This window comes from Vreelandella titanicae (assembly GCF_014697095.1).
Lineage (GTDB): Bacteria > Pseudomonadota > Gammaproteobacteria > Pseudomonadales > Halomonadaceae > Vreelandella > Vreelandella titanicae.
Map to the genome: position 1 here is coordinate 1530470 of NZ_CP059082.1, position 26999 is coordinate 1557468.

General features: G+C 55.9%; 24 protein-coding genes. 12 read left to right on the forward strand and 12 right to left on the reverse strand.

What is annotated here, in order from left to right:
• The first annotated feature begins 237 nt into the window (after window positions 1-237).
• The 7 genes from glyA (at window position 238) to HZS52_RS07205 (ending at window position 9523) form a co-directional block, all read left to right on the forward strand.
• Entirely contained in the window at window positions 238-1551 is a 1314-nt protein-coding gene (gene glyA / locus HZS52_RS07175; RefSeq protein WP_022521481.1) for a serine hydroxymethyltransferase, read from the forward strand.
• Window positions 1552-1598: 47 nt separating this feature from the next.
• Entirely contained in the window at window positions 1599-2849 is a 1251-nt protein-coding gene (locus HZS52_RS07180) for a sarcosine oxidase subunit beta family protein (protein ID WP_190374422.1), read from the forward strand.
• Window positions 2850-2873: 24 nt separating this feature from the next.
• Window positions 2874-3215, forward strand: coding sequence for a sarcosine oxidase subunit delta (locus tag HZS52_RS07185; RefSeq protein ID WP_022521483.1), 342 nt, complete (start codon window positions 2874-2876; stop codon window positions 3213-3215).
• Window positions 3212-6274, forward strand: a complete 3063-nt coding sequence (locus tag HZS52_RS07190) for a sarcosine oxidase subunit alpha family protein (protein WP_190374423.1) — start codon at window positions 3212-3214, stop codon at window positions 6272-6274. Before HZS52_RS07185 ends, HZS52_RS07190 begins: the two co-directional genes overlap by 4 nt.
• The gene (locus HZS52_RS07195) at window positions 6267-6902 is read left to right on the forward strand and encodes a sarcosine oxidase subunit gamma (RefSeq protein WP_159177560.1); all 636 of its coding nucleotides are present in this window, start codon (window positions 6267-6269) and stop codon (window positions 6900-6902) included. The genes HZS52_RS07190 and HZS52_RS07195 overlap by 8 nt, the downstream gene beginning before the upstream one ends.
• Window positions 6903-6977: 75 nt before the next feature.
• On the forward strand, window positions 6978-7844 hold the full coding sequence (purU, locus tag HZS52_RS07200) for a formyltetrahydrofolate deformylase (protein ID WP_022521486.1): 867 nt from the start codon (window positions 6978-6980) through the stop codon (window positions 7842-7844).
• A gap of 296 nt (window positions 7845-8140) precedes the next feature.
• On the forward strand, window positions 8141-9523 hold the full coding sequence (locus tag HZS52_RS07205) for an L-serine ammonia-lyase (protein ID WP_027958309.1): 1383 nt from the start codon (window positions 8141-8143) through the stop codon (window positions 9521-9523).
• 91 nt (window positions 9524-9614) lie between these two features.
• On the opposite strand, the gene HZS52_RS07210 is transcribed toward HZS52_RS07205, so the two are convergent.
• From HZS52_RS07210 to mapR, 4 genes are all read right to left on the reverse strand, one after another.
• Window positions 9615-9737 carry a DUF2474 family protein gene (locus HZS52_RS07210; RefSeq protein WP_082116842.1) on the reverse strand — a complete coding sequence of 41 codons (123 nt, stop codon included), beginning with the start codon at window positions 9735-9737 and terminating at the stop codon, window positions 9615-9617.
• Between the two features lie 36 nt (window positions 9738-9773).
• Complete coding sequence (gene cydB / locus HZS52_RS07215) at window positions 9774-10781, reverse strand: cytochrome d ubiquinol oxidase subunit II (RefSeq protein ID WP_190374424.1); 1008 nt, start codon at window positions 10779-10781, stop codon at window positions 9774-9776.
• Window positions 10782-10811: 30 nt separating this feature from the next.
• Entirely contained in the window at window positions 10812-12218 is a 1407-nt protein-coding gene (locus tag HZS52_RS07220; RefSeq protein WP_190374425.1) for a cytochrome ubiquinol oxidase subunit I, read from the reverse strand.
• Window positions 12219-12382: 164 nt separating this feature from the next.
• Window positions 12383-13792 (reverse strand): GntR family transcriptional regulator MpaR, encoded by a 1410-nt coding sequence (mapR, locus tag HZS52_RS07225; protein WP_041159115.1) that lies wholly within the window; start codon window positions 13790-13792, stop codon window positions 12383-12385.
• A 345-nt stretch (window positions 13793-14137) separates the two neighbouring features.
• Between mapR and ccoG the strand changes: the two genes are divergently transcribed.
• Window positions 14138-15586, forward strand: a complete 1449-nt coding sequence (ccoG, locus tag HZS52_RS07230; RefSeq protein WP_190374426.1) for a cytochrome c oxidase accessory protein CcoG — start codon at window positions 14138-14140, stop codon at window positions 15584-15586.
• A 104-nt stretch (window positions 15587-15690) separates the two neighbouring features.
• Here the strand turns inward: ccoG and HZS52_RS07235 are convergent, their stop codons facing one another.
• From HZS52_RS07235 to HZS52_RS07265, 7 genes are read right to left on the reverse strand one after another with little or no spacing between them, the layout of a single operon-like run.
• Window positions 15691-16974, reverse strand: a complete 1284-nt coding sequence (locus HZS52_RS07235; protein WP_138801203.1) for an MSMEG_0569 family flavin-dependent oxidoreductase — start codon at window positions 16972-16974, stop codon at window positions 15691-15693.
• A 41-nt stretch (window positions 16975-17015) separates the two neighbouring features.
• Entirely contained in the window at window positions 17016-17300 is a 285-nt protein-coding gene (locus HZS52_RS07240) for an MSMEG_0570 family nitrogen starvation response protein (RefSeq protein WP_022521493.1), read from the reverse strand.
• A 2-nt stretch (window positions 17301-17302) separates the two neighbouring features.
• Entirely contained in the window at window positions 17303-18304 is a 1002-nt protein-coding gene (locus HZS52_RS07245; RefSeq protein ID WP_190374427.1) for a sll0787 family AIR synthase-like protein, read from the reverse strand.
• Window positions 18301-18909 (reverse strand): MSMEG_0567/Sll0786 family nitrogen starvation N-acetyltransferase, encoded by a 609-nt coding sequence (locus tag HZS52_RS07250; RefSeq protein WP_022521495.1) that lies wholly within the window; start codon window positions 18907-18909, stop codon window positions 18301-18303. The genes HZS52_RS07245 and HZS52_RS07250 overlap by 4 nt, the downstream gene beginning before the upstream one ends.
• A gap of 33 nt (window positions 18910-18942) precedes the next feature.
• Entirely contained in the window at window positions 18943-20037 is a 1095-nt protein-coding gene (locus HZS52_RS07255) for an MSMEG_0568 family radical SAM protein (RefSeq protein WP_035581372.1), read from the reverse strand.
• Window positions 20030-21022, reverse strand: coding sequence for a Nit6803 family nitrilase (locus HZS52_RS07260; RefSeq protein WP_223828078.1), 993 nt, complete (start codon window positions 21020-21022; stop codon window positions 20030-20032). Before HZS52_RS07260 ends, HZS52_RS07255 begins: the two co-directional genes overlap by 8 nt.
• 14 nt (window positions 21023-21036) lie before the next feature.
• Window positions 21037-21519 (reverse strand): MSMEG_0572/Sll0783 family nitrogen starvation response protein, encoded by a 483-nt coding sequence (locus HZS52_RS07265; protein WP_022521498.1) that lies wholly within the window; start codon window positions 21517-21519, stop codon window positions 21037-21039.
• Window positions 21520-21878: 359 nt separating this feature from the next.
• Between HZS52_RS07265 and HZS52_RS07270 the strand changes: the two genes are divergently transcribed.
• Together HZS52_RS07270 and HZS52_RS07275 are read left to right on the forward strand one after the other, a co-directional pair.
• Entirely contained in the window at window positions 21879-23276 is a 1398-nt protein-coding gene (locus tag HZS52_RS07270) for an aminotransferase-like domain-containing protein (protein WP_138801200.1), read from the forward strand.
• 295 nt (window positions 23277-23571) lie between these two features.
• Window positions 23572-24213: a hypothetical protein gene (locus HZS52_RS07275; protein ID WP_159177553.1), complete on the forward strand. Its 642-nt coding sequence runs from the start codon at window positions 23572-23574 to the stop codon at window positions 24211-24213.
• Here the strand turns inward: HZS52_RS07275 and HZS52_RS07280 are convergent.
• Window positions 24210-25241, reverse strand: a complete 1032-nt coding sequence (locus HZS52_RS07280; protein WP_190374428.1) for a zinc ABC transporter substrate-binding protein — start codon at window positions 25239-25241, stop codon at window positions 24210-24212. The two genes, HZS52_RS07275 and HZS52_RS07280, sit on opposite strands and share 4 nt — an antisense overlap.
• Before the next feature lie 118 nt (window positions 25242-25359).
• Between HZS52_RS07280 and HZS52_RS07285 the strand changes: the two genes are divergently transcribed.
• Window positions 25360-26103, forward strand: coding sequence for a metal ABC transporter ATP-binding protein (locus HZS52_RS07285; protein WP_190374429.1), 744 nt, complete (start codon window positions 25360-25362; stop codon window positions 26101-26103).
• On the forward strand, window positions 26093-26926 hold the full coding sequence (locus HZS52_RS07290) for a metal ABC transporter permease (RefSeq protein WP_190374430.1): 834 nt from the start codon (window positions 26093-26095) through the stop codon (window positions 26924-26926). Before HZS52_RS07285 ends, HZS52_RS07290 begins: the two co-directional genes overlap by 11 nt.
• Window positions 26927-26999 lie beyond the last annotated feature (73 nt).

Consider the following 26999-nt stretch of genomic DNA (forward strand, 5'->3'; position numbering starts at 1 on the left):
TACTTCCCGTCTAGGGCGCTTTGCTTTTTGGGCGGCGTCAGCCGTGTTATTGGCTAAATCTTGCCGATGTCGCAAATACATCGCGTGGTGACGTCGGCAAGCATCTTGGGCCCGGACTCCAACGATAGTATCGCGGTAAGAACGCGTTGATAGGGACTTTGGTTAGCGGCCGGGGTTTATCAGCATTAAAGAGTATATCCAGCACTTAATAAAAAAGTGACTAATGAGGAGGCGGTAATGCTTCAGAATAATTTTTCCCCCAATGCACGTTTGGCCAGTTACGACACGTTGCTTGCTGAAGCAATTGCTGAAGAAACGGTTCGCCAAGAAGCGCATATTGAATTAATCGCCTCCGAAAATTATACCAGCAAACTTGTCATGGAAGCGCAAGGTACACAGCTGACCAACAAGTATGCAGAAGGCTATCCAGGTCGCCGTTACTACGGTGGCTGTGAGTTCGTTGACAAGGTTGAAGCCTTGGCAATTGAGCGGGCTTGCCACCTTTTTAGTGCCAATTATGCCAATGTGCAGCCGCACTCCGGCGCCCAGGCCAATGCCGCTGTGTTCATGGCACTGGTATCGCCGGGCGATACGGTATTGGGTATGAGTCTGGCCCACGGCGGCCACTTAACCCATGGTGCTGCACCCAACTTTTCGGGTAAGCATTACAACGCCGTGCAGTATGGCCTCAAGCCGGAAACCGGCGAGATCGATTACGAAGAAGTCGAGCGCTTAGCTCGCGAGCACCAGCCGAAGATGATCATCGCGGGTTTCTCCGCTTACTCTCGCGTGGTGGATTGGCGCCGTTTTCGCGCCATCGCCGATGAGGTAGGCGCCTGGTTGATGGTCGATATGGCCCACGTCGCTGGCCTGGTAGCCGCTGGCCTCTATCCGAGCCCGCTCCCTTACGCTCATGTGGTAACTACCACCACCCATAAAACGCTGCGCGGCCCCCGCGGCGGCTTGATTCTCTCCGCCGATGGCGACGAAGCGCTGTATAAAAAGCTTAATGGCGCGGTTTTCCCAGGCCAGCAGGGCGGCCCGCTGATGCATGTTATTGCCGCTAAGGCGGTGGCGTTTAAGGAAGCCATGAACCAGGAGTTTGTGCGCTACCAGCAGCAGGTGATCGATAACGCTCAGGCCATGGCCAAGGTGTTTATGGAGCGTGGCTACGACGTGGTGTCCGGCGGCACCGACGACCACCTCTTTTTGGTTTCGCTTATCCGCCAGGGCATTACCGGTAAAGATGCGGATGCAGCCCTTGGCCGCGCGCATATCACCGTTAATAAGAATACGGTGCCTAATGATCCCCAAAGCCCCTTCGTGACTTCCGGCCTGCGTATCGGCACCCCTGCGGTCACCACGCGCGGCTTCGATGCTGAGGAGTGTAGCGAACTAGCGGACTGGATTTGCGACATCCTGGACGAGCTGGCTGCAGGCAAAGACACGGCTTCCATTGAAGCCGAGGTGCAAGCCAAAGTGACCGACGTGTGTGCCCAGCATCCTGTCTACGCTGAGTCCGCCGCTGAAGCCGTCGAATCCATTGCTTGAATCGGCTTGCCGGCAGGGCCCGGCGCGGCTGAACTGAGGAGACCACTATGCAACGCTATTCCGGCTTCGGCCTGGTCAAGCACGCGCTGAGCCACCACGAGAACTGGGAGCGCCAGTGGCGCAACCCCACACCCAAGAAGCAGTACGATGTAATCATCGTCGGTGGTGGCGGTCACGGCTTGGCCACGGCCTACTATTTGGCGAAAGAGTTCGGCGTCAAGAACGTGGCGGTGATTGAGAAAGGCTGGCTGGGCGGTGGTAATACCGCCCGTAATACCACCATTGTGCGTTCCAACTACTTATGGGACGAATCCGCTGCGCTTTACGAACACGCCATGAAACTGTGGGAAGGGCTTTCCCAAGACCTTAACTACAACGTCATGTTCTCCCAGCGGGGGGTGCTCAACCTGGGGCATACCCTGCAGGACATGCGCGATATCCAGCGTCGGGTGAATGCCAATCGGCTGAATGGCATTGACGGTGAAGTTTTAGACGCCAAAGGAGTGCAGGAGCTAGTGCCGATTATGGACTGCTCCAAAAGCGCGCGTTACCCGGTAATGGGTGCCTCCTGGCAGCCGCGCGCGGGGGTGGCTCGCCACGATGCCGTGGCCTGGGGCTATGCTCGCGGTGCCGATGCCCACGGCGTGGATATTCTCCAGCAGACCGAAGTCACCGGCTTCAAAATTCGTGATGGCCAGATCTACGGTGTACACACCAACCGTGGCGATATTGAAGCCAAAACCGTCGGTTGTGTGACTGCCGGTAACTCCTCCGTGCTGGCCAAAATGGGCGGCTTTAACTTGCCGTTGGAGTCCCATCCGCTGCAAGCCTTAGTCTCTGAGCCGATCAAACCTATTCTCGATACGGTGGTGATGTCGAACCAGGTGCATGGCTACATCAGCCAGTCCGACAAGGGCGACCTGGTGATTGGCGCAGGCATCGACGGTTATAACGGCTATGGTCAACGCGGCAGTTATCCCACCGTGGAGCACACGCTCCAGGCGATCGTTGAAATGTTCCCGATCTTCTCTCGGGTACGCATGAACCGTCAGTGGGGCGGTATCGTCGATACTTGCCCGGATGCCTGTCCGATTATCTCTAAAACGCCGGTGAAGGGTCTGTACTTCAACTGCGGCTGGGGTACCGGCGGCTTCAAAGCCACACCAGGGTCGGGGCATGTATTCGCTGCCAGCCTGGCCAAGGGGGAAATGCACCCCATCGCCGAGCCGTTCTCCATGTTCCGCTTCCATAGCGGTGCGCTGATCGACGAACACGGCGCTGCCGGCGTGGCCCACTAGGGTTCATACGAGAGGAGTATTCGCATGTTCTATATCTACTGCCCCTACTGCGGCGAACACCGTGAGGAAGAGGAATTCCACCCCAAGGGCCAGGCGCATATCGAGCGCCCCAAGGAGCCCGAGGCGTGTAGTGACGAAGAGTGGGGGGATTACCTGTTCTTCCGTGACAACCCCCGTGGCGTTCACCATGAAATGTGGGTGCATGCGGTGGGTTGCCGCAAGTTTTTCAACGTGACGCGCCACACCGTGAGCTACGAGATTCTCGAGACTTACAAAATGGGCGAGCAGCCGTCGATTACCGCTGATAGCCAGAGCCAGGCCCGCGAGGGCGCTGCGGTAAGCCAACAAGAAGGAGTGCGGGCATGAGCCAGTCCAAGCAACAAGTGTACCGCCTTAACACGGGTGGCCGTATCGATCGCTCCCGCACGTTGAGCTTTACCTTTAACGGCCAGCGATACCAAGGGCATCCCGGGGATACTCTGGCCTCGGCGCTGTTGGCTAACGGTGTGGATATCGTTAACCGCAGCTTTAAATACTCCCGGCCCCGCGGCATTGTCGCTGCGGGCGCCGAGGAGCCCAATGCCATCGTACAGTTAGGCAGCAGTGAAGCGGCCCAGGTGCCCAATGTACGCGCCACCCAGCAGGCGCTATATGACGGCCTGACCGCCAGCAGTACCAATGGCTGGCCGAACGTACAGCGCGACCTGATGGGCCTGTTCGGCAAGCTGGGCGGGCAGTTCATGCCGCCGGGCTTCTACTACAAGACCTTTATGGCGCCGGCCTCGATGTGGCTGACCTACGAGAAGTACATCCGCAAGGCGGCGGGGCTGGGTCGCAGCCCCATGGAAGCCGATCCGGATAACTATGATCACTTCAATCAGCACTGCGATGTGCTGGTCGTCGGCGCAGGCGCCGCGGGTCTGGCGGCAGCGCTGGCCGCCGCGCGCAGCGGCGCTCGGGTGATGGTGGCCGATGAGCAGGAAGAGATGGGCGGCTCGCTGCTGGCCAGCCGCGAAACCCTAGAAGGCAAGCCGGCGGATCAGTGGGTTGCCCGGGTGCTGGACGAGTTGGCGAGCTGCGAGAACGTCACGCTGCTGCCGCGTACTACGGCCAACGGCTATCACGATCACAATTTCGTTACCCTGCATGAGCGGCGCACCGAACACCTGGGCGATACGGCGCCGGTGGAAAATGGCCACCGTCAGGTACGTGCGCGCCTGCACCGGGTACGCGCTGGCCAGGTGATCCTGTCCACGGGTGCTCACGAGCGTCCGCTGGTCTACGCGGGCAATGACGTGCCGGGCAACCTACTGGCTGGCGCTGTGTCGACCTACATCCGACGCTATGGCGTGGCACCGGGCCGCAAGCTGGTACTCTCCACCAGCAACGACTACGGCTACCGCGCTGCCCTGGACTGGAAAGAGGCTGGCTGTGAGGTCGTCGCTATCGTGGACGCCCGCGAGGCGCCGGTGGGCGATTGGGTCGATACCGCTCGCGCCCAGGGCATCAAGATTATTACGGGCAGCGCCGTTATCGAGGCGAAGGGCAGCAATAGGGTTACTGCAGCGCGGGTCGCCAAGATTGATATTGACGCTTTCAAAGTGACCGGCCCGGTTCAGGAGTTGGCCTGCGACACCATCGCCAGCTCCGGCGGCTACAGCCCGGTGATTCACTTGGCATCCCACACTGGCGCGCGGCCTACCTGGCGCGACGATATTCTCGGCTTCGTGCCGGGGCTGGTGAAGGGCGTTCAGGCGTGTGGCGGTGCCAACGGCTGCTATGCGCTGGGAGACGTGCTGGCGGAAGGTGTCGAGGCGGGCATCAAGGCAGCGGCCGCCATGGGCCATGCCGTTCAGACGGTCACTCTGCCAAGCGCCGAGCGCCTTCAGCAGGGGCCAGCAGTGGCGCTCTTCCAGGTGCCTCACGAGAAGCCCACGCTGCGCGGCCCCAAGCAGTTCGTCGACCTGCAGAACGACGTCACCGCGGCGGGCATCGAGCTTGCGACCCGGGAAGGCTTCGAGTCCATCGAGCACATCAAGCGCTATACCGCGATGGGCTTCGGTACGGATCAGGGCAAGCTGGGCAACATCAACGGCATGGCGATTGCCGCCCGTTGCTTGAATCGCTCCATTCCCGAGGTGGGCACCACGGTGTTCCGTCCCAACTATACCCCGGTGACCTTCGGCGCCATCGTCGGTCGCCACTGCCGTGATTTGTTCGATCCCGAACGCTACACCGCGCTTCACCAGTGGCACGTGGAGCGTGGCGCCGAGTTCGAGGACGTCGGCCAGTGGAAGCGCCCCTGGTACTATCCACAAAAACGCGCAGGGGCCGTCAATGGCGAACGCGAGAGTATGGCGGAGGCAGTGGCTCGCGAGTGTCTGGCAGTGCGCGAGAAGGTCGGTATTCTCGATGCCTCGACGCTTGGCAAGATCGATATTCAAGGGCCAGATGCGCGTGAGTTTCTGGCGCGGATTTATACCAACAAGTGGGAGAAGCTGGCAGTCGGCAAGTGCCGCTACGGCCTGATGTGCAAAGACGATGGCATGGTCACCGACGACGGTGTGACCAGCTGTCTGGCTGAAAATCACTTTTTGATGACCACCACCACCGGTGGCGCGGCGGCCATCCTCGAGTGGCTGGAGTTGTGGCATCAGACCGAATGGCCGGAACTGGATGTCTACTTCTCTTCAGTGACTGACCACTGGGCCACCATGACGATCACCGGCCCGGAAGCGCGCAAGCTGCTCGCTGAGATCAGTGATCTCGATCTTGACCGCGATAGCTTTAAGTTTATGGATTGGCGATCTGGGAAAGTGGCGGGGGTGCCTGCACGGGTCTTTCGCATCTCCTTTACCGGCGAGCTGACCTTCGAGATCAACGTTCAGGCAAACTACGCCATGCATGTGTGGCAGACCCTGTTCAAGCATGGCGAGAAGTATGGCTTGACGCCCTATGGCACCGAAACCATGCACGTTCTGCGCGCTGAAAAGGGCTTCATCATCGTGGGTCAGGAAACCGACGGCTCCGTTACGCCGGAAGACTTAGGCATGCAGTGGTGCGTTGGCTACGACAAACCCTACTCATGGATTGGTAAGCGGGCCCTGACGCGCAGTGACACCAAGCGTGAGAACCGCAAGCAACTGGTGGGACTCAGGCCGAAAGACCCGAAGGTGATTCTCGAAGAGGGAGCCCAGATCGTGCTTGATCCCAAGCATGCGATCCCTATGCCGATGGTGGGCCATGTTACCTCCAGCTACTACAGCCCGATCCTGGACTCAGGGTTTGCGCTAGCGGTGGTTAAGGGTGGCCATCAGAAACTAGGCGAGACGGTCTACCTGCCCATGGCGGATGGACAAACCCATGAGGCTGAAATCGTCAGCACCATTTTCTACGACCCCAAGGGAGAGCGCCAGCATGTCTAACGCGGCCACCTTCGACACCCGTACTGATACCGCTATCCCGGTAGAATCCCCGTTAGCCTATAGCTATCGTCGCAGCGGTGCGCCCCAGACCGGCGGCCCAAGCCGGCTTCAGCTGCGCGAGCGGGCAATGCTTGGGCATTTGATCCTGCGGGGTGGTGCCATCGTGCTCGACGAGGCGGTGCGCGACGTGCTGGGAATCAGCTTGCCTGGGCAACCCCAGGCGTTGGTACAAGATGCCAGCGGTGAACGTTCTATCCAGTGGCTCTCCCCGGACGAGTGGCTGGTCATCGTGCCAGGTGGCGAAGAGTTTCCACTGGAGACCAAGCTGCGCGAGCAATTGGGCAGTGCCCACTTCGCGATTAGCGACGTCAGCGGCGGCCAGACGCTATTAGAGCTTTCCGGCGAAGCAGCCCGAGAGCTATTGATGAAAACGGTGATCTACGATGTTCATCCCAGCAATTTCCCGGTGGGGAAAGGTGTCACTACCGTCTTCGCTAAGGCGACCACTATTCTTCGTCGCCCCAGTGACGAGCGCTGGGAGTTAGTGGTGCGGCGCAGTTTTGCCGACTACTGCTATCGCTGGTTGCTGGATGCCGGGACAGAATTCGGCATTAACGTACAACAATAAGCGGGCAGGCCGGAGCGCTGTTCCGGCCGCTATGATCTTCCGCAACGGTCTGCCGCTAACTGAGAAGCATGCACTATGAGCCGAATGAGCGATACCTGGATACTGGCCGCCCAATGCCCTAGTCGTTTGGGAACGGTGGACGTCGTCACCCGCTTTCTAAAAGAGCAGCAGTGCTACATCACTGAACTCAACTCTTTCGATGATCGGCTCGGCGGGCGCTTTTTCATTCGCGCCGAGTTTCGCCCAGAGCAAGATGAGTTTCATGAAGAGCGCTTTCATACCGATTTTTCAGCGCGGGCAAGCGAATTCGATATGCAGTTCGAATTGACGGCCCCTGGCAAACGCACCGGCACTGTGATTATGGTCTCCAAGGCCGATCACTGCTTGAATGATCTGCTCTACCGTTATCGGACAGGGCAGCTTCCTCTGGATATCAAAGCGGTGATTTCCAATCATCCTGATCTGGAGCCATTGGCAGCATGGCACGATTTGCCCTACCACTACCTGCCGATCACGCCCGAGACGAAATTGCAGCAGGAAGCCCAGGTACGCGAAATCATCGCGGATACCGACGCTGAATTGGTGGTGCTAGCAAGGTATATGCAGGTGCTTTCCCCTTCTATGTGTGAACTATTAGCCGGACGGGCGATCAATATTCACCACTCGCTGCTGCCCGGTTTTAAAGGCGCCAAGCCTTATCATCAGGCATATGAGAAAGGGGTTAAGCTGGTCGGCGCAACGGCGCACTACATTAATAATGACCTTGATGAAGGGCCGATTATTGCCCAAGGTGTCGAGCCTGTGGATCACACCCATTACCCGGAGGATCTGGTTGCCAAGGGGCGTGATATCGAGTGCCTCACCCTGGCTAGAGCGATTAGCTATCACTTGGAACGCCGCGTGTTCTTTTATTCAGGGCGCACAGTCGTTTTTGGCAACTAGTTTTTTGGTAACCAATGCTTTTGCCTAATGCTGTTGTTAATAAACGCAAAAAGTTTGAGCGCGCTTTTATAACTGGGGTGCTGTCGTTGCTAAGCTTTTGCCAGATCGATACGTAACCCCTTGTTATGTTTGAGAAGTTATTTGTGATAAATCGTGCCTAAAAGTATCATTTTATAAATATAAAAATATCATCAATAAAAGATAGATTAGTTTTATTTATCATCACATCAATAACTTATTGAAATTGTCAGGCACCGCCTGATTTTTCCCCTGTTTATACGTCAAGAGGTGCTCCAATGCCTATCAGTGTTTTCGACCTTTTTAAGATTGGAGTAGGCCCCTCCAGTTCCCATACCGTCGGGCCCATGCAGGCGGCTTTTAAGTATGTCACAACCCTGCGCGAAAACAGCCAGCTCGATGAGGTAGGGCATCTTGAAGTCCATCTTTATGGCTCGTTGTCCGCCACGGGTATCGGACATGCCACCGATAACGCAATTATTATGGGATTGATGGGTGAACGCCCTAGCACAATAGATCCCTCGATTATTGAGCCAGCCATTCAGGCGCTTAAAGAGAGTCAGTCATTACAGCTTGGTCGACAAAAAGAAGTGAAGTTTGTTTGGGAGAGTGACCTGTATTTTCATGAAGAGAGCTTGCCTCATCACCCTAATGCCATGAAGCTGGCGGCTTTTACGCATCAGGGCGACTTGGTGTATGAAAATACCTATTACTCGGTGGGCGGCGGCTTCGTGGTTGAACAGGCCCAGGTGGATATGCCACTGGACGATTTGGGTGGCGTTACCATTCCTTACAACTTCGATACGGCAGACGAGCTCTTGGCGCTATGTAAAAAAGAGCAGCTAAGTGTCAGCCGGCTGATGCTGGAAAATGAGAAAGTCTGGCGGACGGAGGAGGAGGTCAGAAACGAACTGTGGCGTATCTGGAAAGTGATGTGTGAATGCATCGACAATGGATTAACCCACGAAGGGGTATTGCCGGGGGGGTTAAACGTTAAGCGCAGGGCTAAGCTGCTTCACCAGCATCTTCAAGCGGCAGAGCAGAACGATTGCCTGATCGCCTCAACGTTCTCAGCGATGGAGTGGGTGAACATTTTTGCCCTCGCCGTTAACGAAGAGAATGCCGCAGGGGGGCGCATGGTCACGGCGCCCACCAACGGCGCCGCAGGCATCATCCCCGCCGTCTTACACTACTATATGAAGTTTCAGCCCAATGCCTGTGAGAAAAACGTGGTGGATTTTTTGCTGGCGGCAGGCGCCATTGGCATTCTGTGTAAGAAAAATGCCTCAATCTCCGGCGCCGAAGTGGGCTGCCAGGGGGAGGTTGGATCAGCTTGTGCCATGGCAGCCGCTGGCTTGGCTGATGTGATGGGGGGCACTCCCGAACAAGTAGAGCATGCGGCCGAAATCGGCTTGGAGCACAATTTAGGATTAACCTGTGACCCTGTGGGTGGGTTAGTTCAGATTCCCTGTATCGAGCGCAATGCCATCGCAACGGTAAAGGCGATCAATGCCGCTCAGATGGCATTACGCGGCGATGGCACTCACTTTATATCGTTAGATAAAGTGATTCGTACCATGCGTGATACAGGGAAAGACATGTTGGATAAGTATAAAGAAACATCTAAAGGTGGATTAGCGGTTAATGCTATTGAGTGTTAACAAGCCGCTGTTGAAGTAGATGTAAATGCTGGATCCTTGCTGAGAAAGGATTCAGCATTTTCTTTTTGAGCTATGGGTGCAAAAGAGGTCGTTAGCTGGTCAATCCCGCCATTCCCATCACAAACTTAAGTCCCAATGAAATCAGCAATAGAACACCCACACTCGAAAGCCAGATGGTGACTAACCAGCCCAGGCGCTTGGCGAGAGGCTTCATTGTCTTACTCCTCAATGCAACAGGGGATAGGGGGGGTTAATGATAAGCGTCGCCAGGTTTTACCTTGCCGCGGAAGACGTAGTAACTCCAGGCGGTGTACATCAAGATAATCGGCAGAATAAACAGCGTGCCTACTAAGGCAAAGCCTTGGCTTTGGGCGGGGGCGGCGACCTGCCAGATAGACGCATCGGGCGGTATAATCGTTGGCCACAGGCTAATGCCCAGACCGCTGTAGCCTAAAAATACCAGCGCTAAGACCAACACAAAGGGCAGGGCGGTGTCTTGAAAGGCGATAGCACGCCATAGCCACCAACCTACCAGCATGACTAACAGCGGTACCGGTAAAAACCACAGCAGGTTGGGTAGCGAAAACCAGCGGGCGGCAATATTCGGGTAAGCCAGCGGTGTCCATACACTGACTAGGGCGATCATCACCAGCAGCCCGAGCATCAACGGTTTGGTGATCCGGTACATCCGCTGTTGCAGGGCGCCTTCGGTTTTCATTATCAGCCAGGTGCTGCCCAGCAGCGCATAGGCAAATAGTAGACCAACGCCGCAAAGCAGCGAAAAAGGCGTGAGCCAGTCCAGCGACCCACCGCTAAAACGCACGCCATCGAAGGCGATACCCTGAATATAGCCGCCCAAGGCAACCCCTTGTGCAACGGTCGCCAGCAGCGAGCCGCCAATAAAGGCTTTGTCCCACACATGGCGCCGCTCGGGGGATGCTTTGAAGCGAAACTCAAAGGCGACGCCACGAAAAATCAGCCCCAGCAGCATCACGATTAGCGGAATGGCCAGCGCTTCCAGCACCACTGCGTAAGCGAGGGGAAAGGCGGCGAATAACCCCGCACCGCCAAGTACCAGCCAGGTTTCGTTGCCGTCCCACACCGGGGCAACCGTATTCATCATAATGTCGCGCTCCTGCTCGTCATGCACGCGCAGAAAAAGCAGGCCAATACCTAAGTCAAAACCATCCATGACTACATACATCATCAAACCAAACAGAATGATAATGGCCCAGGTGAGCGATAGATCGATTCCCATAATGCACCCCTCATAACTATTAGCGAATTGTTAGTGAGCCGTCAGCGTCTCGTTAGCCGCCGAGAGAGGCCGGGCGGGTGTGCGGTGATGGCCTGGGCCACCTAAGGCGGGCGCAGAGGGATCGCCTGGGCCTTTGTTCACCAGGTGCATCATGTAGATAACGCCGGCACCGAAGACCGCCAGATAAACCACCACAAAGGCGGTTAAGCTAATGCTGAGGTGGAGGGCGCTGTGTGCTGAAGCGGCATCGGCGGTTCTTAATAACCCATAAACCACCCAGGGCTGACGGCCCACTTCGGTGGTAAACCAGCCCGCCAGTAATGCCACTAGCCCCGCTGGCCCCATGCATAAAGTGAAGAGTAGAAAGCGGCGAGACTCGTATAGCCGACCTTTCGCGCGCAGGGTATTGCCCACGATGGCAAGCACAATCATCAACACCCCTAGCCCGACCATCAGCCGGAAGCTCCAGAACACGATGGTCGAGTTGGGCCGGTCTTCTGGGGTGAATTCCTTAAGAGCGGGAATTTGTTCGGTCAGGCTGTGCTGTAATAGCAAGCTGCCCAGCACGGGGATTTCCAACTTGAAACGGGTCTCTTCACCCGCCATATCGGGCCAGCCGAATAGAATGAGCGGAGTAGGTTCACCGCTGCTGTTATCCCAATGCCCTTCGATAGCGGCGATCTTGGCAGGCTGGTGCTCCAGGGTGTTAAGGCCGTGCAAGTCACCCACTACGGCCTGCAGTGGAGCAGTGATCGCTAGCATGAGCAATGCCATGGAGAGCATGGTGCGCACTTCAGGCGACGGTCTGCCTCTTAGCAACAGCCAGGCAGCAGAGGCCGCGACAAACAGCGCCGTGCTTAAAAAGGCCGCTAGCGCCATATGGGCCAGGCGATAGGGGAAAGACGGATTGAAGACAATCTTCATCCAATCAACGGGGATCACCACACCGTTGACGATGTCGTGGCCTTGCGGGGTTTGCATCCAGCTATTGGAAGAGAGAATCCAAAACATCGACACGAGGGTGCCGAGTGCGACCATGCAGGTCGCAAAAAAGTGCAGGCCCCGGCCGACGCGCTCCCAGCCAAAGAGCATGACGCCCAGAAAACCGGCTTCCAAAAAGAAGGCCGTGAGCACTTCGTAGGTGAGCAGAGGCCCCGTGACGCTGCCCGCAAAGGCGGAAAAGCCACTCCAGTGAGTACCGAACTGGTACGCCATCACAATGCCCGAGACCACGCCCATGGCAAAATTGACGGCAAATATTTTTGACCAGAAGTGGTAAAGGTGACGATAGGTATCCCGCTGGGTCTTTAACCATAGCCCTTCCAACACGGCCAGGTAGCTGGCTAAACCGATGGTGATGGCGGGAAAAATAATATGAAAGGAGATGGTAAAGGCAAACTGCACCCTGGCCAGATCAATGGCCGCGATTCCGAACATGGCGCTTCCTCCGCTGACAGCCACTGTCTTAACTAAATAGTGGGCCGGTATAGCCGCTGTGTGGCTTCATCGGAACAGTCTATCTTTCGCTGTGTTTCATAACAGACTCAGTTTTTCACTAAAAAACCGGATCAGTCGAAAGGAGATGGCGTTTGGAGTACCCGCTAAAAGAGGCTTAATAACCTGCCTAGTGTTTCCATGCCGCGCTCACTGTTAGGTGTCCAGGGGTGGCCGTAACTCAGGCGCACGCAGTGGCGAAACTGCTGGGTCGCGGAAAAGATTGGGCCCGGCGCTAAGCTAACGCCATGGTCGAGCGCCGTATTGAATAGCCGCAACGAATCTACCTGCTCGGGAAACTCCACCCATAAAAAGTAGCCGCCCGCCGGACGGGTGATGCGAGTATTGGCAGGAAAGTAGCGATCTGCTGCTGCCAGCATGCTGCCTTGTTGGGCTTCCAGGGCATGGCGGAGCTTGCGCAAATGGCGGTCATAACCGCCATGCTGCAAGTAGTCAGCGATGGCTGCCTGAGCGGGCACGGAAGGCGAAATCGTCGTCATTAGCTTTAGCCGCGAGATGGCCTGAGCATAGCGACCGCCCGCTACCCAGCCTACCCGGTAGCCCGGCGCTAAGCACTTTGAGAAAGAGCTGCAGTGGATGACCAAACCCTCATCATCGAAGGCTTTGACTGGCACGGGCGGCGTGCTGCCAAAATACAGCTCGGCATACACATCATCCTCTAGCATCGGCACTTGGTGCTGTTTTAGCAGCTGATAAAGCACTTGTTTGCGCTCTTTACTCAGGCTGGCGCCGATTGGGTTTTGCAGATGGCTCATAAACCAGCAGGCTTTGATCGGAAGCGTCTCTAGCCGCTCTGCCAGCACCTCTAGGTCGATGCCCTCCCGTGGGTGAACGGGTATCTCCACCGCACGAAGTTTTAGCCGCTCCAACACCTGCAGGCTGGCATAAAACGCTGGGGACTCGATTGCCACCAAGTCGCCCGGCTCGGTAACGCACTGTAGGGCTAGATTAAGGCCCTCCATCGCGCCGTTGGTAATTACCAGCTCTTCCATCGGCAGTTGAATGCCGCCCAGCATGTAGCGCAGGGCAATCTGCCGACACAGATCGGTATGCCCGGTGGTCATGTCAGCCACCACCTGTTGGGGCGAAAGCGCCCGTAACCCCCGCGTCATACTGATACTCAAGCGCGAAAGCGGAAACAGCTCAGGACTGGGAAAGGCCGATCCAAAGGGCACCGTGCGGTCATCCTGAAGCGAGCCAAGCACCGAGAACACCAACTCGCTGACTTCTACCTCTGCTGGGTCGGTGGGCTGCAGCGTTACACGCGGTTCGTCCAGCAGACGCCGGGCGTGTTCACGCACAAAATACCCCGAGCGTGCCCTTGCAGTGATAAGCCCACGGTTCTCAAGTAAATAGTAAGCCTGGAACACCGTAGAAGGGCTAATGCCGTGATGGCGGCTAGCCTGGCGCACCGAGGGGATTCGTTCCCCTGGGCCAAGCACACCTTGGCGAATCAGCGTCGCTATCTCATCGGCAAACTGTTCGTAGCGTTTCATGGGATAAACCGTCGGTGCATTGAGTAAAACGCCCGAATGCTCCATCACAGTGTTAGCTGGCACAGCGCGCCTCTCTGCTGATAGAAAGCACCACTGTGCCGCATGTGCGAAGCGTAAAACAGGCTCAAATATAGTAATAAACAGCATATCAGAAAGCAGCTGTATGAGAGGCTAGTGCTAACTGATACGCCTTATTTCTCTAAAACTGCATCTGTTTGTGCCATCCCTGTATGAGCATAGTAGCGGCTAACTTAAAAGTCGCGCCTTCTAACAAATGCTTAATCATCTACCTCGCGACGCCCCTCGACCGCATAAACCTCCATTCTCTCTTTTTTGGATATCGGTATGACGCAACGCATTCCACTGCAAGACCTGACTACCGAGGCGGCGGTTGAACACCATACGCCTCCGTCTAAGTCGCCCAACTCTCGGCCTCCCAGTAGCAAGCCACCGAAGCTCGGGCATATTTATGTGCGAGAAATAAGCGGCTTTTTTCAGCGTATCCGGCGCTTTTCTAACTGGCTGTTGATGGCGCTCTATTTCGGCTTACCGTGGATCAATTGGGGTGATCGGCCGCTGGTGTGGTTTGACCTCTCAGCCCAGGAGTTCCACCTGTTTGCGGCGACGTTTTACCCACAGGACTTTATCTTGCTCACCTGGATTCTGGTGCTGTGCGCTTTTGGGTTGTTTTTGATCACGGTAGTGGCTGGGCGAGTGTGGTGTGGCTACAGCTGCCCGCAAAGCGTGTGGACGTTTCTGTTTATCTGGTTTGAGCATCGCCTGGAGGGGCCTCGGCACCGGCGCATTCGGCTTGATAAAGCACCGCGTAGTTTGAATACGCTATGGCGCAAAACCGCCAAACATGCGGCTTGGCTGCTGATTGCGTTGGCAACGGGAATAGCCTTCGTTGGTTACTTCACGCCGATAAGAGCGTTAGTGGTGGATATGTTTACCCTGGACATGCACCCTTTAGAGCTGTTCTGGATCGGTTTCTTTACCCTGTTTACCTACTTGAATGCCGGTTGGCTCCGCCATCAGGTATGCCTGCATATGTGTCCCTATGCGCGCTTTCAGTCAGCGATGTTCGATGCTAATACGCTGATTGTTTCCTACGACGCTGCCCGTGGTGAGCCGCGCCGTCACCATTCTCAAAAGGGTGTTGAGGCAACTCGAATCGGTGACTGTATCGACTGTGAACTCTGCGTTCAGGTATGCCCCACCGGTATCGATATTCGTGACGGGCTGCAATACGAGTGTATTGGCTGTGCGGCGTGTATCGATGCCTGCGACAGCGTTATGGCGCGGATTGATAAACCGCTGGGCCTGATTCGTTACACCACCGAGCGTGTTCTGGAAGGTAAAGCGACCCGTTTTTGGCGCCCCCAGCTGTTGGCTTATACGGCGGCGTTATTCTCCATGGTGGTACTGTTAGTCGGTTTCTTGAACGCCCGGGTGCCCATTGATGTAGAGATTGCCCGCGACCGTCAGGCATTGTTTGAAAGCACGGTAGAGGGTCGCATTATCAATTACTACAACGTGACGCTGCGCAATCAAGATGGCCAAACCCATCATTACGCGGTATCAGCCTCGGGGTTGCCAGGGCTTCGTCTGCAGGGAGTGGATACCTTAGAGGTGGCGGCGTTTGAAACACGCAGCCTGCGTCTAGCACTCACCGCCGATGCGGACAATCTTTCACAACCTAGCCATCCCATCGAACTGCGCTTTATCGCATTAGATAACCCTTCCATCACGAAGGTCAGTGAAACACGTTTCCTGGGGCCTTCAGGGGAGTAGTGGGTACGGGTAGCCACGATCTAAAAAGCGAAAAAACCTGCGATCAAAGCGAGTAACGATGCAGTAACACTCTGATAGCAGCCCAATGGCTAGTGTGAACCGCGTCAGGCTGACGCTTGCTCCGAGAGCGGTTGTAACGCCGCATCCTGTTGTCGCTGATAAGCTTTGATGCGTTCAACCAAGTATTCAGCGTCAGCCGCCACCCCAGAGAACCTCCCAGAGCCCCAGGTATGCAGCCATGGCAGGCCAATAAAGTAGAGGCCGGGCTGTTGGGTGACACCGCGTTTGTGTATGGGATGGCCCTGACCATTGAATACCGAAGCATCAAGCCAGTGAAAGTCAGGGCGAAAGCCGATGCACCAGATAACGGCGCTAATCCCTGCGTCGACCAGATTTAGCTCGGAACGCTCTTGGTTCGGTTCCCAGCATGGCGTGTACTCGGACGCTGGTGGGGCCTCGATACCCTGGGAGGCGATATAGGCATCAATTCGCTGGTTTATGTTGCAGTAAACACTGTCGGCATGATCGAGGTTGGCTTGCAAATTATCGCGAAAGATAAAGTCCCCATTGCGGTACTCTTCTAATAGCCCGAATAGCTCCATACCTTCGAGAGCGAACTTGCGCAGGTCGATCTCCCGGCCCCCGTCACGTCCTGTGACATAGTGGTTGGTGTTATCTCTTACTCCCTCACGTAATGGGTGCTGATCGACCGACATCTCGTAGTAGCCCATTTCATCAAGCCATTCGACAACATCTTTGCCGCGATATTGACGCGCCACGCGCGGGGCATCACCAGTAGCGAGGAAGACTTTTCGCCCAGCAATGTGCAGGTCTTCGGCAATCTGGGCGCCAGATTGGCCGGAGCCCACCACCAACACCGCCCCCTCGGGTAACTGTTCAGGGCTTCGGTATTCCGCGGAATGTAGCTGGAACAACCGATCGGGCAATCGCTCTGCCATACGTGGAATGATAGGGAGATGATAACCGCCGGAGGCCACCACGATCTGATCCGCGCTAAACTCACCCGCGGAACTCTTCACTGCGTACTTCCCGTTGCTATTCAGACTGACGCGATTAACGGCAACGCCTTCGAGGGCGGGAGGCTGAACCTTGGTGGCAAAGCGGTCAAGGTAAGCGACGACGTCGTCTCGTTTCATAAAGCCTTTAGGATCATCCCCGTCGTAGGGATGATCGGGTAGCTGGCACTGCCAATTCGGCGTCACTAAGGTGAATGAATCCCAACGCGCTGTCTGCCAGCTATGCATTAAGCTGTGTTTCTCTATAACGAGATGGCCGATTGCCTGTTGTTGAAGGTAGTGGCTGACGGATAGCCCCGCCTGACCGCCACCGATGATAATGGCAGAATAGTGCTTACGTAGGTCTTTCATATCGCTCTCTCTTTGCAACGATTGATGAGATGTTTGATGGGCTAGTCGATGCGGATAATTTCGACCATGTCCTGCGGATTATTGCCAAACTGCTGGGCTTTGGCCTTGATAGCCGTCGACTGATCCATGGCACTGGAGCAGAAGAAGCCGAATTTTTGTTCGACGCGCTGGCTGGCCGCCTCTAGGGCTATATCGGCGCGTTCCACAAAAGCATCGACGCTGAGACGCTCGCCGACCTGGAAGTACTCCTTTAAAACGGTGGAGGGTGAGTAACACTGGTCTTCGCTGCCGTCTGGCCAGCGAACGTGGAAGTGTATGGCTGGCATGCTCAAAGCTCCTGTTGGGGAATGGGCATTTGGGGACGACTCAGTCCGGTTAATGGAGTCGTTGCAAGGTCATGGAACAACTGGCGATCATTGTCGGTTTCTACCCAGAGCTGAGGTGAGGAAACGATCTCGCCGATCTGCGCGGCGGCGATGCCACGGGCACGGAAGCGCTCTAGCAGCATGGGAAGGTGCTCATTATCCGTGGTGAGCAGGTAACCGAAGCTAGGGAAGGTGCATAACCAGTCTTCCCAAGTGACTTTCTCGGGTTTCGGGATGGCGTCAAGGTTAATGCTCACACCTACATCAGCGCTCTCCATGAGCATTAAGGTGGTACCGAGGAGACCGGCCTGGCTGATATCTTTGGCTGCGATAGCCAAGCCCGCTTCAGCAATACAGGGAAGCAGTTCGATGTCGTCACGCAAACGCTCAGCGGGCGCCGTTGTGGCCGCGTTCCAATTCAGATAGGGCGCTTGATAGGCGCCGCGCAGGTCGATAGCCGCCACTAATAGCTGCCCAGGCCGCGCTGCAAAACTGCTCAGCAGGCATTGGGCTCGACCCAGGATGCCGACCGCCAATTGCGGCTGATTGGAGCGAAGGTTGGTGTGGCCACCGACGATGGGAATGCGGAAGGTGTCGGCGGCATCACGCATGCCTTTGGCAATTAGTTCAGCGCTTTCTGGGTCATGGCTCCATAGAGCATTGACGATTGCCTGGGGCCGCCCGCCCATTGCGGCGATATCACTGACGTTAACCATCACCGAACACCAGCCAGCAAACCAAGGATCCTCGGCGACGAAGGCGGTAAGTAGCCCTTCCATCGCCAACAGTGTGTAGCCTTCGCCGCTGGGAATGGCCGCGGTATCGTCGCCGTTGGGATGCCAGCCATCGGGCAGTGCTGTCAGGTTGGGAGCGATCCGCGCGATATCGGCCTTATGGGCAAGACCACTATAATCGTGCACTTTCTGGAGCAGTTCTGTTAGGTCGAGTCGTTGCTTTTGGCTCATGATGCTTGTCTCAGTGCGGGGGCTGAAAGGATCTTAAGCAGCCCAGGCGCCAGCTCAGCGAGAGGTTGGCGTTGACGTCCAGGCACAACAAAGCCGCTAAGAGGAGAGTGGCAAGGGGGGTAGTGGGTAAGGTCGGCCTCCATGACGACATGAGGTCGATCAAGGATTAACTCCTCTCCAATGCTTCGCCAGTGCAACTGTTGGAAAAGAGCCTCATTCTGGGCCTGTACCCGGGCCAAAAAGCGTTGGCAGCCCAATGCATGAGCGCTGGAGACGGCCAGCCGAATCAGCGTGGAGCCTAGGCGGCCTTGGGCGCGGAAGGCTGGGTCAACAGCAAGACGCGAACCATGCCAGAGTCCAGGTTCTGATTCGTGAATACGCACTGTCCCCACCACTTGCTCATACCATCCTCCTGTGCACCCTAAAGCGACGAGTAGGTGGGCTGATTCATCGATGGCATCTCGGTCGTCCTGATCAAATATTGCCTGCTCATCGCAGAAAACGCGCCGCCGCAATGCCATTGCTTCATCGGTTTCCCAAGGCAGGCTCGCCCACTTGATCCGGTAGTTGGAATAGGCCGAATAGGCGTCGGATGTTGACATCATCGGGCACTCCTCTATTAAGCGTTTCGCGTGCTGTTAGCGCTCGTACTCAGACAACGTTGAACAGGCACCGCAACGCCCGCAGCCCGCTTTGATATCGCTAGAGCGCAACGCTGCGAGCTTGAGACGTCTGCCCAACGGCGCCAGGATCGACTCCATAAAGTCGGCGCTGGGCGGCTTATGATCTTCTAATGGCGTGCCGTTAATCGGCACGAACGGCACTACAAAGGGATAAACGCCGATTTCGATTAGGTGTTGGCAGGTTTCCAGAATGGCCTCGCGGGTATCCCCGAGCCCGGCAAGAATATAAGTGCTGACTTGCCCGCGGCCAAAGACGTCAACAGCATCGCGAAACGCCTGCATATACTCTTCGATGCCAACCTCTGCCTTGCCTGGCATTAGCGTTTTTCTTAGCGAAGGTGTGACCACTTCGAGATGCATGCCCAGGCTGTCAATGCCAGCTTCCTTCATGCGGGCATACCAAACGGGATCCTTCGGTGGTTCGCACTGCCCTTGCAGCGGAAGATCCACGGCCGCTTTGATGGCCCTGGCACTTTCGCAAAGGACGCTGGCTCCTCGGTCAGACGTGGCTGGCGTTCCGGTAGTCATGACCATATGTTTGACACCGTCGAGCTCGACAGCGGCCTTAGCCACCTCGGCCAGTTGGTCTGGGGACTTATGCGCAATGGTGCGCCCGGCTTGGAGTGATTGACCAATCGAGCAGAATTTGCAGGCTTTGCGCCTGCTCTCATAGCGGATGCATGTTTGCAGTACCGTCGTGGCCAGTACATCGCGGCTATGCAAGGTGGCGATATGCGTGTAGGGGACGCCGTCAGCGGTTTGCAGGTCGTAGAAGTGGGGCGTATCTGCAAAGGTAATATCGGCCATAGGAATCGTGTTTTCAGTCAGCCTATGCCCTTCATCACCTGACACTACGCTAAACGGTGAACGCCATGCCGACTGGGTATAGACGGGCACCATCATAGTGATTCCATCGATGGTTATTGCCTGATGGTCAGAAGGGCCAGCGCCGCCCCGTCGGCTGACATGCTCTTGTGATGCATCCTGCAGGCGTACGCCATGGGTTTGAAGTTCGGTGAACAAGCGTGAGCGATCGGCGAGCTTACTCATCTTCATCTCCTTGGGCATTATGGCCCTGAGCGGAAGTGGCCAGTGGCTGGCAGCAGTGGGCGGGCATATCGTTAATGACTAAGCTCAACAGTTCAGGACGCCCATAGTGGCCCACCGAATCCATCATTCGCTTACGCTTGGTAATCAGAGCGAAATCCAGGTCGGCAATAACGATGCCTTCTCCTTTGCGCAGCGGCTCGGCCAAGTGCTTACCTTCTGGCGAGATAATGGCGGTGTTACAGCCATCACGCAGAGCACGTTGTAGCGTGGTGTCGGGGGTAATGGATTCGATTTGGGAGTCGGTTAGCCAGCCGGTGGCGTTAACCACGAAACAGCCCGCTTCAAGGGCGTGATGACGGATGGTTACTTCAATTTGATCCGCAAAGACTGGGCCGACCAGCGAGCCAGGAAACTGGCTGCAGTGGATCTGCTCGTGCTGGGTCATCAGGGCATAACGTGCCAACGGATTGTAGTGCTCCCAGCAGGCCAGGGCGCCAACACGGCCCACGGCGCTATCCACCACCTTCAAGCCCGAGGCATCGCCCTGGCCCCAAATCATGCGTTCGTGGTAGGTCGGCGTGAGCTTTCGGCGTTTCAGCAACAGACGCCCGTCGCTATCAAAGATCAGTTGAGTATTGTAGAGGGTGCCATGATCACGCTCATTAACGCCAAGCACGACGACGATGCTCAGGGTGCGAGCGCGCTCAGCGACAGCATCAGTGATCGGGCCTGGTACCACCACGGCCTGTTCATACAGCCGGAAGTGCTCGGCGCCACAGGCCACGGCGGGGTAGACAAATGAAAAGTACGGATAGTAGGGAACGAAGGTTTCGGGGAACACGATCAGCTCAGCCCCCTTGCTGGCCGCTTCGTCGATTGTATCCAGTACCTTGACCAGCGTGCCGCCAACACTCTCAAGATCGGGAGAAAGCTGAGCGGCAGCGGCCCGCACTATGGTCGTTCCTGTCATGTTTGCTTGTGCCATGACCGCTGCTCCCCTTAGACCGTCCAGGTATCGATGATCAGTGCATCGTCGCGCACGTGAAGCAGCTTGAGGTCAAGCACATCCAGTGGATTGATCGCGCGGATGCCCTCAATGAGTGACGGTTCGCCATGACCATAGAGTGCTTGAAGAGCAAAGCGGCAGGCGTAGACCTTGCCTCCCTCGGCCATAAACTTGGTCAACTGATTGTTGAAATTCATGTGGCCGGGAAACGCTTCATCGCCCAGGGTCGGGAAGCCACGCTGGACACCCAAAGTGACGCCAGGGCCATACAGTAAGATGGAGGTTTCAAAGCCTTTACGCAGCAAACGCGTTGCCTGCAGCATATTCACGAAGCCGATCGACCCCTCAAAGGCAACCGTATGAAAAGTTACCAGGGCTTTTTCGCCTGGTTTCGCTTTTACGTCTTCAAAAACCTTCTCTTCGTAGTCGACCAGAAAATCGCCTTTCTTGTTGAGTGGTTGCGTCACTGTAGGCATGTCTAAGCTCCGTTTATTGCGAGTGGGAGAGTCGTTAACCGCCGTGCTTACACAAGCGGTACGATCAATACGGAGCAATCGACGTGCCAATTGATATGCTTATTGATCCAATCAATTGTCGATCATGTAGGTCGCTCTAAGCCTAAAAATTGACCAAATTTTTAGGCTAAAAAAATAATAAAAGGCTAATGTTTCAAAAAAACTGTGTTTTTCACCTTATTTGTGCAATAAAAGTGTGTTTTGCACCATTAAGTACATATGCAATCAATTTTTTATTTGTGCAATCTTTAGCCCATCAGTGATAAGTTTTGGTCGATAAGAAGAGTAGGTAACAATGTTTATTTAACGACGGGGAAGATATGCATACATCTGAGCTGGAACGCTGGCGAAAACGTTTAGACAAGGAGGTCAGCCAGCCAGCTTATCGTCTGGTCGCTGAATTGATTGCTGAAGATATCGGTAGTGGTCGGCTGCAGCCCCGCGAGCGACTGCCCCCGCTGAGAGAACTGGCGGGGGCTTTGAGTATCAATTACACGACGGCGGCGCGTGCCTATAACGAAGCTAAGCTGCGTGGCTTGATTGACTCGCATCCGGGCTCGGGCACTTTTATTAAAGGTAAGGCAGTGTCAGTGAAGCCGAGCAGTGGTTATGAGATGACCATGAACCTAATGATTGAGCCCGCGATACCGACGTTGATTGAACGAGTACGCGATAGCGCTATCTCGGTGTTGGCCCAGCGTGATCTTTACTCACTGCTGCGTTATCAAACCTTTGGTGGCAGCCATCATGACCGTGTGGCTGCGCTCCAATGGCTGGATCGGCGGCTGGACAACACGACACTGGAACAGGTCTTGATATGCCCCGGTATTCACAGCGGCCTGGTTGGGTTGCTGATGCAGTTGGTAGTCCCAGGTCAGCTAATCTGTGTCGAAAGCTTGGTCTACCCTGGCCTAAAGGCTATTGCGGCTCAGCTCGGGCTGACCCTGCATTCATTGGAGCGTGACTCCGATGGCCCCCTTGTTCGCTCCTTCGAGGATATCTGTAAACAGGGGCAAGTGGCCGTTTTGTACATTAATCCCACCATCCAAAACCCCACGACGACGACTATTCCCTTGGGGCGTCGTGAAGCTTTGGCCGATGTTGCCTTACGCTATAGCATCCCGATTATTGAAGATGATGCTTACACCATGCTCAGCGAAGAGAAGGTCGTCCCTATTGCTAACTTGGCCCCTGAGCTCACTTACTATCTGACGGGGACTGCCAAGTGTTTTGGCCCCGGTTTGCGATCAGGATTCCTACACGCCCCTACCAAGCGGCAGGCGCAGAGAACCGCTGGCGCGCTTCGAGCCACCTCGGTGATGTCCAGCCCGCTGATTGATGCCCTGGTCACCGAGTGGATAACCGATGGGACGGCGGATGCCATGCTTAAAGCGATCCGTATCGAGGCCATTGCCCGCCTTGAAATAGCCGAGAAGATTCTGGGACGTCAGCGCATCGTGTCTGCCAAAGGTGCTTTCCACCTATGGCTTAAGCTGCCCAAGCACTCTGGCTGGAACCCTTCAGAGCTGGCGGTGCAATTACGTTCACATGGCGTTAGTGCGGTTGCCAGCGCTGCTTTTAGTACCGACAACCATCCCCCTGAAGCTCTGCGCTTGTGCTTCGGTGGTCAACTGACAAGAGAGGACTGGGAGGAAAGGCTGCATTATGTGGCGGATATCATCGACCAGCCTGCCTATCTGTCATCTCTGACGATGTAACCTTGGTCAACTGTCCTAGTGACGGTTTGGTATTGATTAGCCAGACGAATAGCAAAAGTGGTTTAACGCCCATTATCTTCGGCGATGAATGACTAGGAGTCTTCATCTCCCTGGTTTAATGCACGCTGTGGAGCACTACCACGGTTGCGATCCGTCGTCTGATCCGGCTTTTTTGAGGCCTTCTGAGCCTGTACTTGTCAGCTGTGCATAGGCATAGTCGTTAAGTTAGTTTGAACGCTAACAAAGCTATTTATCGCCTAGCTGGTTCGGTTTCGTTTAGGAGGTGCCCGTTAATATGTTGATATATATTGTCTTTTTGATGATCTTTGTGGGCGTGACCGCAGCTCTGTATCAGGTGTATGAAATTCATTACAACATCAACGTCGGCAACGATAAAAAGTTGTCGAAGGCTGATAAAAGCCACTTACAAGCGCTTTCTGACCAAGCCAAAACCGCCACGCAAACCCATGCCCGGCCAGACTTTGATCAAGCGGCAGCCAATGCCTTGAGCCCTAATCTCGATCGGGATATCGCACTGAAGGCTTTTGCTGAAGAGGAAAAAGGCGTCTACGCGATTCCTTTGTTGCGGCGTAAAGCGCGGTTGTGTTTTAACGGCGATAGCAGTGCGAATGTAAACAGCGTAAAAGTGCGTCACTTGCCGTTTTGGAAAACAACGCTGCCGCATACCAATATACGCGCAGCGTTGATTACACTGGTTATTTTGAACTGTTTCTTGGTTCAGCTACTGGCTGCCATGAGTGTTTATACGCTGGGTTATCCAGTCTCGATGCCTTGGCTGGCTTGGCTAAACGACCCCATGGCAGTCATGCTGCTGATTTATGCCTTTATCGTTACGTCACTGCTTATTACGAAGTTTGATAGATATATGCACGACCTCTATCAACTCGGCAAGCTGTTTCAGAAAAAAGCTGTTTAGCCGTCAGTGCAGCGCGTAATCTCATCGGCCAACTGCTCCAGCAGCGCATCGTAGAGACCTGCATCCAGCGTCAGACCTACGCCCAAGGGATCCATGACGCCGATATAAGCGGACGTATCCCCAAAGACGTTATTGACCATCTGCGGATTGAACTGGGGTTCACTAAACACACACTGGATATTTTCATCATTCACCAGCGTTTGCAGCTTCTCGATACGCGCAGGGCTAGGTGAAGAGGCATCGCCAATGGAGATGGCCCCAGCCGCGTGCACATTAAAGGCCTCCTCAAAGTACTGGTAAGCATCATGGAAAACAATAAAGCGTGTGTCGGCGCTGCTGGCCAAACGATCCTGAATATGTTCCTGAAGGCTGGTTAAGTCCTCTTTCCCCTGGGCGGCGTTGTCGCGATAGTACGCTGCGTTATCAGGGTCGATCTCACTTAACTGTTCGGCGATGGCATCCAGCCAACGGCGGGCATTGGCAGGATCCAGCCAGGCATGGGGATTCATGCCGGTATGGCTGTGATCATGGCCGTGGTGGTCATGATCGTGCCCACTTTCGTCATGGCTGTCTGCATAGTGGTGGTGTTCGTGATCGCCGTGATCATGCTCATGATGATCGTGATCATAGTGCCCGTGACCGTGTTCATCCCCATCGTTGAGCGCAAAGGTCGCGCCTTCGCGGTATTCCAATGTGGTGATGCCAGGCACATCCATTAGCTCAAGGTGGCGTGCATCACCCGCCAGGCTGTCGATGGCGCCGGATAGCCAGGGCGTCAGCGCGTCGCTTACCCATACCACCAGGTCCGCATCATCGAGGGATTGTGCTTCAGAAGGGCGTAGCGAATAACCATGCGGCGAAGCACCGGGCTGAATAAACAGCTCAGGATCGCCGCGCTCCCCCATCACCTTAGCGACAAGCGAATACACGGGTGGAATATCCACCGCCACATGCGGCACTTCTGCGGCGGCAACCAGCGGGAAAGCCGCTAATAGCGGCCAAGACAAACGAGCTAAACGGTTATTCATCAGGGTTCTCCTCATCATCAACTATGGCTTTTCTGGGTTCGAACATAGGCATCGACACTCGCCTATGCGAGATGGATATGTTATAACATTACAAATGCAGAAAAGACGACCTTCAATTATGCGGCTTGCTCAGCCTCCTGATCACGATGCGATTCTGAACGTTCGCCAACTGAACGTTCGTTTCGGCGGACAGCATATCCTCGAGAACATCAATCTCGATTTATATCGGCAACAGGTGGTGACCCTGATTGGCCCTAATGGCTCGGGGAAATCCACACTAGTGAAAACGCTGATCGGTGCGGTAACGCCCACCTCCGGCCAGGTGACCATCGCCCCGCAGCAGCGTATCGGTTATGTGCCCCAACGGCTGCACCTGGATCCTACCCTGCCCATGACGGTCAAGCGCTTTATCAACTTGCCGCGTTGCCATCCCCATCGCAGTGTGCAAAAGGCGCTGGAAGATGCCGGTGCCGAGGCTTTGATCAATGCGGCGATGAGCCAGCTATCGGGCGGCCAGTTTCAGCGCGTGCTGCTGGCCCGGGCGCTGCTGACAAGGCCTGACATTCTGATTCTTGATGAGGCGACACAAGGGCTCGACCACCGAGGCACCGCAGAATTCTACCAGCATATCGAAACCGTGCGCCGCACCTACGGATGCGCCGTGTTGATGGTCAGCCACGACCTCCACGTCGTTATGCGTACCGCTGACCACGTGCTGTGCCTGAATCGCGTTATCTGTTGCGAGGGCAAGCCCGAGCAAGTGGCCTCATCACCGGACTATCAGGCGCTGTTTGGCGATCAGACCGCCCAGACCTTAGCCCTCTACCGCCACCATCATCAGGAGGCCGCCAATGCTGGATGATTTTATGTGGCGGGCGATGATCGCCGGTGTGCTGGTGGCCATGGCCGCCGCCCCCCTGGGCTGTTTCGTGGTGTGGCGGCGCATGGCCTACTTCGGCGATGCGACTGCCCACGCCGCCATTCTAGGCGTGGCGTTAGCGCTGTTATTGGACGTCTCCATCTTCTTAGGCGTACTGACGGTCGCCCTGGTGATGGCAAGCTGTGTGTCAATGCTCAGTGGGCGTGGCTATGCCATGGATACCTTGCTCGGAGTAATGGCGCACTCGGCCCTGGCCATCGGCCTGGTGGCGGTGTCGTTTCTTGCCGGGGTGCGCCTCGACCTGAGTGCCTATCTGTTTGGCGATATTCTGGCCGTCGGCAAAACCGATCTCTGGATTATCGGCGGCGGCGTATTGCTGGTGCTGACGCTGCTTTTCTGGCGCTGGTCATCGTTATTGACCGCCACGTTGAGCGACGAGCTTGCCTATGCCAGCGGCATCCAGCCCCGGCGCGAACAGCTGGTGCTCACCTTGGCACTCGCGGTGGTCGTCGCCGTGGCGCTGAAAGTAGTGGGCGTGCTGCTGATAGCGGCCTTGTTGATCATCCCGGCGGCCACCGCCCGGCCTTTTTGCCGCACGCCAGAAGCTATGGCGATTCTGGCCGCAGGGATCGCCATGCTGGCGGTGACGGCAGGGCTGAGAACCGCTTATGTGATGGACACTCCGACCGGCCCGACGATTGTCACGCTAGCCGCTGTGCTGTTCACCCTGGCCACGGTCGTGACCCAAAGCTGGCGCTTGTTGCGTCAGCGCCTCCAGCCTGCGTCCTTTCATTCAGGTAAATAGCGCGGTGGAAGCAGTGGCAACCTCTTTTGCCGCTGGGCAACTTATACCCCGTTAGTTCATTAACATCGCTTAT